Consider the following 5,643-nt stretch of genomic DNA (forward strand, 5'->3'; position numbering starts at 1 on the left):
ATTTTGGGAAATAGATATGCAAGTGAAATTTTCGTTAGAAATTTTTTAAATGATAAATATACGCCATGGGCAAAATTAGCTATAGATAACACCGTGCGTGCCAATTTAAACTTTGACAGTACCTCTTGTATAGAATGTGAATTCGTTGATAACCAAGAAAATAGGTTAGATATAAATTTTATAACACAAGGTAAAGATTTTAAGGATTTTTCTCTTTGTGTGTTTAATTCATCTTCACAATTGGATGTTAGCTTTTCTACTATAAACAAAATAGGAGATGTAATAGTAGATATCAATGAAAAAAAAGACAGGATGCGGGTTTATTTACCGCCTTTAGGAATAGGGATAGCAACTATAAAAGTATCCTCGGAAGCAAGAACTAAAAATTTAACATCCAAAGTAAACTTAATGAATAGAGAGGAAGGATGGGGGAAATATTCTAAAACTATAAATGTGACGAATGGGTAATAGATAAAGAAATATATGATATAGCCTTCAGGTGATAATATTAGAACAATTAAATGAAAGAAATAATAGAAAAAATAATGTCATTTGGCGATTGGTTTATAGGGAATGCTTTTAAAAAAGAATTTTTATTTCTTCTTGGACTTGCGCTTATGTTGATGCCTACCTATATATTTTACAACCAATTAGAAGATAAAAAAAGAGAAAAAATAGAATGCGATAAAAATAGAGAAGAAGAGAGAGATGAATACTTCCTAGAATTAAAAAAAAGAGACGACAGGTATGACGAATTGGAAAGAAAATATTTAGAACAAACTCAGAAATGCTATGAAAAATGGGTAGAATACTTAGATTTTACAAAAAGAGAATTCTACAATTTAAATAAAGATATACAAGATAATGAGAAGATAATTCGTGAAGCCAATGACGCTATTTTAAAATTAAAAAGAATAAAAAAAGAAAAATAAAATAGTATGAAGTTTAAAATTATAATATCTATTTTTTTGGTGATAATTTTTTGTTATTTACTCACACCTTACCCATTAAATTATATTGCGCCAAAAGAAAACAGGGAATATAAGATACTTCATCTTCAAGAAGATATATTGCCTAAAATTGATTCCTTAAAAACCATTGCGGCTAAAAATGTAGATAACATTAAGGCTAAAAAGAAGGTTTTATTGAATTCTGAAGAAAAGAAAAATAAGGTATTATCGAAATTAAAAGATGAAATAGTTCTAGTTCAAAAAGAAATTGAAGATGATTTAAAGAAAGATAAAGAAATTATTTCGACAAATAATAATAATAATAATAATAATAATAATAATAAATCAAGAAAAAATAAAACTTCAAAAAATTAAAAATGAGAAAGGTAGCAATAGTTGTAGGTCACACTAAAGACAGTAAAGGCGCTTATTCTAAATGGCTTCCCTGCGAATTTGAATATAATATCCAGGCAGCAGAAGAATTAAAAAAAATAAATCCCTCTTTATATACTGTTTATACACATGACAGCTATTTGGGTGGTTACTACGCCATGGAAAAAAGGACGGCGGACACAATCAACAAAGATAGTTTTGATCTAACGTTGGAGCTTCATTATAATTCGGCCTCTCCATTAGCACATGGCACAGAATGTTGTTATTGGTTTGCCAGTAAAAAAGGGAAAGAATATGCGCAAAAAATTTCCTTAGAAGTAAGCAAACACTTGGATACCACTAATAGAGGCACAAAAGCGCTCTACAATAAAAACGATAGAGGGTATTGGTTTACCTATCTTATGAAAGCCCCCGCGGTAATTGTCGAGCCTTTTTTCGGATCTAATGAATTCGACGCCTTGAAATTTCAAGACCCCAAGAAATACGCACACGTTTTAAATGAAATTATTTCTACCCTATGAAATATTTAGGATTATTTTTATTTATACTTCTTTTTAGCATTTCTTGTTCTACAAGAAAAAAAGTAATTGAAAAAGAAAAGGTTGTAAAAATATACGATACCCTTTATAAAAGAGATAGCATTTTTATTACTAAAGATAAAATCATTATGTTACCTTCTGTGTTAACAGAAGTAATATCTAACCCTTGCGATTCCAGCGGGAACTTAAAAGTATTAGAAAAGGTGATTAAAATTCCTTACGGCCAAGTTAAAATAAGTTCTGATGGGAATAATTTAATAACTAAAGTTAACACCGATAGTATAAGTTCGATTTATGAAAAACAATACGAAATACGCAACGAAAAACAACTAAAAAAAATATCAGAGCTTGAAAAGGGAAACAAAACCTTGAAAGTAACGCCTTTTAATTGGTGGAGGGTAGGGTGTATTGTTTCTCTTGTGGTTAACGTTGTTTTTGTGTTGAAGCACTTTAAGACTTGTTAAAAGGGAGTGTAAAAGCCCTCAGTATCCTTTTAAGTTTCTACGAAAAAATATAAAATTAAAATGAAAAAAACATCGAAAACATTATTAAAAATATCCTTCTCAGGTTCCAAAGCAAATAGGGTAATAGAAATAAATGAATTAATAAAAAACAAAAAATATAAAAGAGTTGTTGAAGTTTTCGGCGGATCTTGTTGTATTTCGAATAACTTAAAAAGGGATAATATAGTGCCGGAAGTAGTGGCAAACGATTACGACAAATATTTCGACAATTTCGAATATCATATAAATTATAAGGAAAAACTTATTAATCAATTAATAGAATTAGGTTTTGAAAAATCGAAAAGAGCCCTTTGTGAAGATCAAAAGGAAAAATTACAAAATCTAATTATCAAAATACAGGATAACAAAAATCTACTAAAATATTTATCTAAAAATTTTGTATTTAGTGCCGTACGTAACATGGGAGATATAAAAGTATCTGATTTTTCGTATTTTATGAATGATTTGTCTACAAAGCAGGATAGAGAATTCTACATAAACTTAAAAAATGTACATTTAGATAGTTTGGATTATAAAGATTTTTTACAAAAGTATATTACATTTAACGATAGAAATACTTTAATAATAGTAGACCCTCCTTATTTGAATAGTTTTCAGAAACAATATAGTAATGGCACTTATTTTGGATTGTGTGAAACAATAAGACTGTTAAAAATTGTAAAACAGTTAAAAAATGATTTCATTTTTTTTAATATGATAGAAAAAGACAGTATAGAATTACTTAACTTATTTGGTTTCAATTACACATATAATACTAAAAATACAAATGCATCAAGAAATAATATTCGCGAAGACTTTTTAGCATATATTACTTTTGATGAAAAAGAAAGCAAGCGTAATACATGTTTAAATTAATAACTCTCATCTTTTTATTACTATATAAATGTAAAATTTTATCTAAAACACAAAATAAATTTTACTAAAAAAGCCTTTAATATTTAGGTTTTAATTTGTTTTTTTATGATTAGTATCGGCTCAGCTAAATCAGTATGTAAAGGGGGCACATTTACCTAAAAGAAATTTTAGGCATTTTATTATTTACATCTTTATTACCTAATCCAGCTTTGTCAAACCAATAAGCGACAAACATAGGCTTTACATTGAACTCTTCAGCCATATTATTTATAATATCTTCATTAGGACGTTCTTTTGTTATTTTATTTAACGAAAATATTTTTCTTTGTATGTCGCCATTAGAAAATAGTAAAGAAGACGCAAATTGATTAGCTTCTTTTTCTATTTTGGAAGTTATGCTTTTAGAAAGATCATCGAACTCAAAAATTTGTTTATTTTTATGAAGTAAAACATGACCTATTTCATGAAATAGGGTGTGCCAACAAACGGGTAATTTTTTATCTCTATCAGAAATCTGAATAAGAGGTCTATTATTTATCCAATTTACTAATCCATAAACTGTTTTCTTAAGGTATGGCTCTAAAATTAGTCCTATTCCAAATTCTTTAAATATGTCAGGTAAATTTTTAAAATAATCAACATTTTCAACAAAATATTCCCACTCTTTATTATCAATCCATTCTCTTAGCAAACTTTCATTATATTCAGGTAAATCTTTTTGTTTAAACAATTCTTCCCCTCTTCTTTTCCAAACAAAAAGACTCAAATTATCTATTTGTTGAGCTTGAGAAGTTTTTTTTCTATATAAAGCGTTAATTTTTTCATCTGAAACTATAAATATATCTTCTTCATTCTCTATGCCTAAGAAGTCATAAAAATCTCCCAGCTGATCTATACTTAAATTATAATTTGTAGTGGTTAATGGGATTAAATTTTTCAGTTTACTGTATATCTTTTTATATTTTTTATAACTTGTTTCTGCTTCTTTTTTATCTGATTTATATTTTTTTTGAAATTCTCCCAAATAACAGGCTAATGAATCTATATTTAAAAATTTCTCTATCTCTTTTAATTGATCTTTATTTATAAAAGTAATTTCTTCAATGTTTGGGGCTAGCTCAATGTCTTTTAAAAATTGTTCTTTTGATAGGTTATTAGCTTCTAAAATATCAACCAATTCTTCTCCAACTGTGGTAAGTAAGGATGAAGGATCAAATACCTCTATCTTTTCTTTTGTTTTCATTGTATTCAATATAAAATAAAATCAAACAATATGCCAAAACCCTAATTAACTGTAATCGTGGTTATTAATATCTATAACAAAGATCCGTTTAATTTCTTCAAAACGTCCATCCCAATCTTTTTTTAAACAATATTCTTCTGAAGATAACACGTATCGGAAAAATTTCCTAAAAGCTTTATTTATTCTAATTTTAAACTCCTGAGGGTCATTATCTTTACATCCTAATTTTAGTTCTATTTTATTATCGCTACCTGACATTTCGTTATATGCTTTTCCATTTTTAGCTAGAATTAACCTATCGTAAATCCTAATAGCTTGCTTGTCAATTTTGTTAAACTTTTTATAGAAATCTATTTGAACTTTTCTATCAGAACGATTTAGTACTAAATTTTGATAAATTTCACATAGTTTAGTTTTGTCAAAAAGAACTTCCATAATATAGTTACCTGTATAAAATCAAGCAAAAATAATATAAAATTTATATTTATAAAAAATTTTTCAATGCTTCTAATAAGTAGCGGTCACAAAACCCCATCCATTCTTTTCCCGAAAATTTGAGTAATAATTTTTCAAAATATTTTACAACAAAGTTATTCTTCCAGATTAAAATATAAATAAAAAAATCCGTTTAAATTAACGGATTAAATTTTTGATGGTTGTGATGTATCACAAAAATAATAAATTTGAAAGCAATTCACAACCTCTAGAGAATTAAATGAGTTTAAAGGAGGTTGTGACGTATCACAAAAATAAAAAAAATTTGAAAGCAATTCACAACAGACAATTGTAGGGGTAATATTACCCTATAAAAATAGCGAAAAAAAATCAATACAAACAACATTTAAGGGTAATGTTACCTTTTTATTAATTCTTGATATGGTATTTTCCAGTTATAAAATTTTACATATTATTGTAGGGAGCACATAGGTTAATTTATGTTGGTAGAGTGTTAGCATGATAAAGTATGGTTAAGAATAAGTAGGACAAGCAAAAACTGCTTGGTAATATAATTCAATTGTTATCTATAAATTAAAAAAGTTTATTCCTAATAAACTCTGAGATATAAATTGATACATATTTGATACAAAATAACTTAAATATTTGATATTCAGAATGGTTAAAATCCTTCCGCGGTCACT

8 protein-coding genes are annotated in these 5,643 nt (G+C 27.0%); 6 read left to right on the forward strand and 2 right to left on the reverse strand.

The genetic code is table 11. The features are described from left to right. From ASC36_RS10860 to ASC36_RS10120, 6 genes are all read left to right on the forward strand, one after another. A partial coding sequence (locus ASC36_RS10860) for a hypothetical protein (RefSeq protein WP_167336885.1) occupies positions 1–468 on the forward strand: 468 nt, incomplete at its 5' end. Positions 469–521: 53 nt separating this feature from the next. Continuing rightward, positions 522–932 (forward strand): hypothetical protein, encoded by a 411-nt coding sequence (locus tag ASC36_RS10100; RefSeq protein WP_055426370.1) that lies wholly within the window; start codon positions 522–524, stop codon positions 930–932. 6 nt (positions 933–938) lie between these two features. Beyond that, complete coding sequence (locus tag ASC36_RS10105; RefSeq protein WP_055426371.1) at positions 939–1,325, forward strand: hypothetical protein; 387 nt, start codon at positions 939–941, stop codon at positions 1,323–1,325. 2 nt (positions 1,326–1,327) lie between these two features. After that, positions 1,328–1,864, forward strand: a complete 537-nt coding sequence (locus ASC36_RS10110; protein ID WP_055426372.1) for an N-acetylmuramoyl-L-alanine amidase — start codon at positions 1,328–1,330, stop codon at positions 1,862–1,864. Beyond that, complete coding sequence (locus ASC36_RS10115; RefSeq protein WP_055426373.1) at positions 1,861–2,346, forward strand: hypothetical protein; 486 nt, start codon at positions 1,861–1,863, stop codon at positions 2,344–2,346. Before ASC36_RS10110 ends, ASC36_RS10115 begins: the two co-directional genes overlap by 4 nt. A gap of 60 nt (positions 2,347–2,406) precedes the next feature. Beyond that, complete coding sequence (locus ASC36_RS10120; protein ID WP_055426374.1) at positions 2,407–3,261, forward strand: DNA adenine methylase; 855 nt, start codon at positions 2,407–2,409, stop codon at positions 3,259–3,261. Positions 3,262–3,412: 151 nt separating this feature from the next. Here ASC36_RS10120 and ASC36_RS10125 read toward each other — a convergent pair whose 3' ends face one another. Next, positions 3,413–4,504, reverse strand: coding sequence for an ImmA/IrrE family metallo-endopeptidase (locus ASC36_RS10125; RefSeq protein WP_055426375.1), 1,092 nt, complete (start codon positions 4,502–4,504; stop codon positions 3,413–3,415). A gap of 45 nt (positions 4,505–4,549) precedes the next feature. Continuing rightward, positions 4,550–4,939 carry a hypothetical protein gene (locus tag ASC36_RS10130; RefSeq protein WP_055426376.1) on the reverse strand — a complete coding sequence of 130 codons (390 nt, stop codon included), beginning with the start codon at positions 4,937–4,939 and terminating at the stop codon, positions 4,550–4,552. Positions 4,940–5,643: the final 704 nt, after the last annotated feature.

This window comes from Apibacter mensalis (assembly GCF_001418685.1).
Lineage (GTDB): Bacteria > Bacteroidota > Bacteroidia > Flavobacteriales > Weeksellaceae > Apibacter > Apibacter mensalis.

Coding starts and splice junctions, on each gene's coding strand:
- ASC36_RS10100 (WP_055426370.1), top strand. CDS start 522: ATGAAAGAAATAATAGAAAAAATAATGTCATTTGGCGATTGGTTTATA.
- ASC36_RS10105 (WP_055426371.1), top strand. CDS start 939: ATGAAGTTTAAAATTATAATATCTATTTTTTTGGTGATAATTTTTTGT.
- ASC36_RS10110 (WP_055426372.1), top strand. CDS start 1,328: ATGAGAAAGGTAGCAATAGTTGTAGGTCACACTAAAGACAGTAAAGGC.
- ASC36_RS10115 (WP_055426373.1), top strand. CDS start 1,861: ATGAAATATTTAGGATTATTTTTATTTATACTTCTTTTTAGCATTTCT.
- ASC36_RS10120 (WP_055426374.1), top strand. CDS start 2,407: ATGAAAAAAACATCGAAAACATTATTAAAAATATCCTTCTCAGGTTCC.
- ASC36_RS10125 (WP_055426375.1), bottom strand. CDS start 4,504: ATGAAAACAAAAGAAAAGATAGAGGTATTTGATCCTTCATCCTTACTT.
- ASC36_RS10130 (WP_055426376.1), bottom strand. CDS start 4,939: ATGGAAGTTCTTTTTGACAAAACTAAACTATGTGAAATTTATCAAAAT.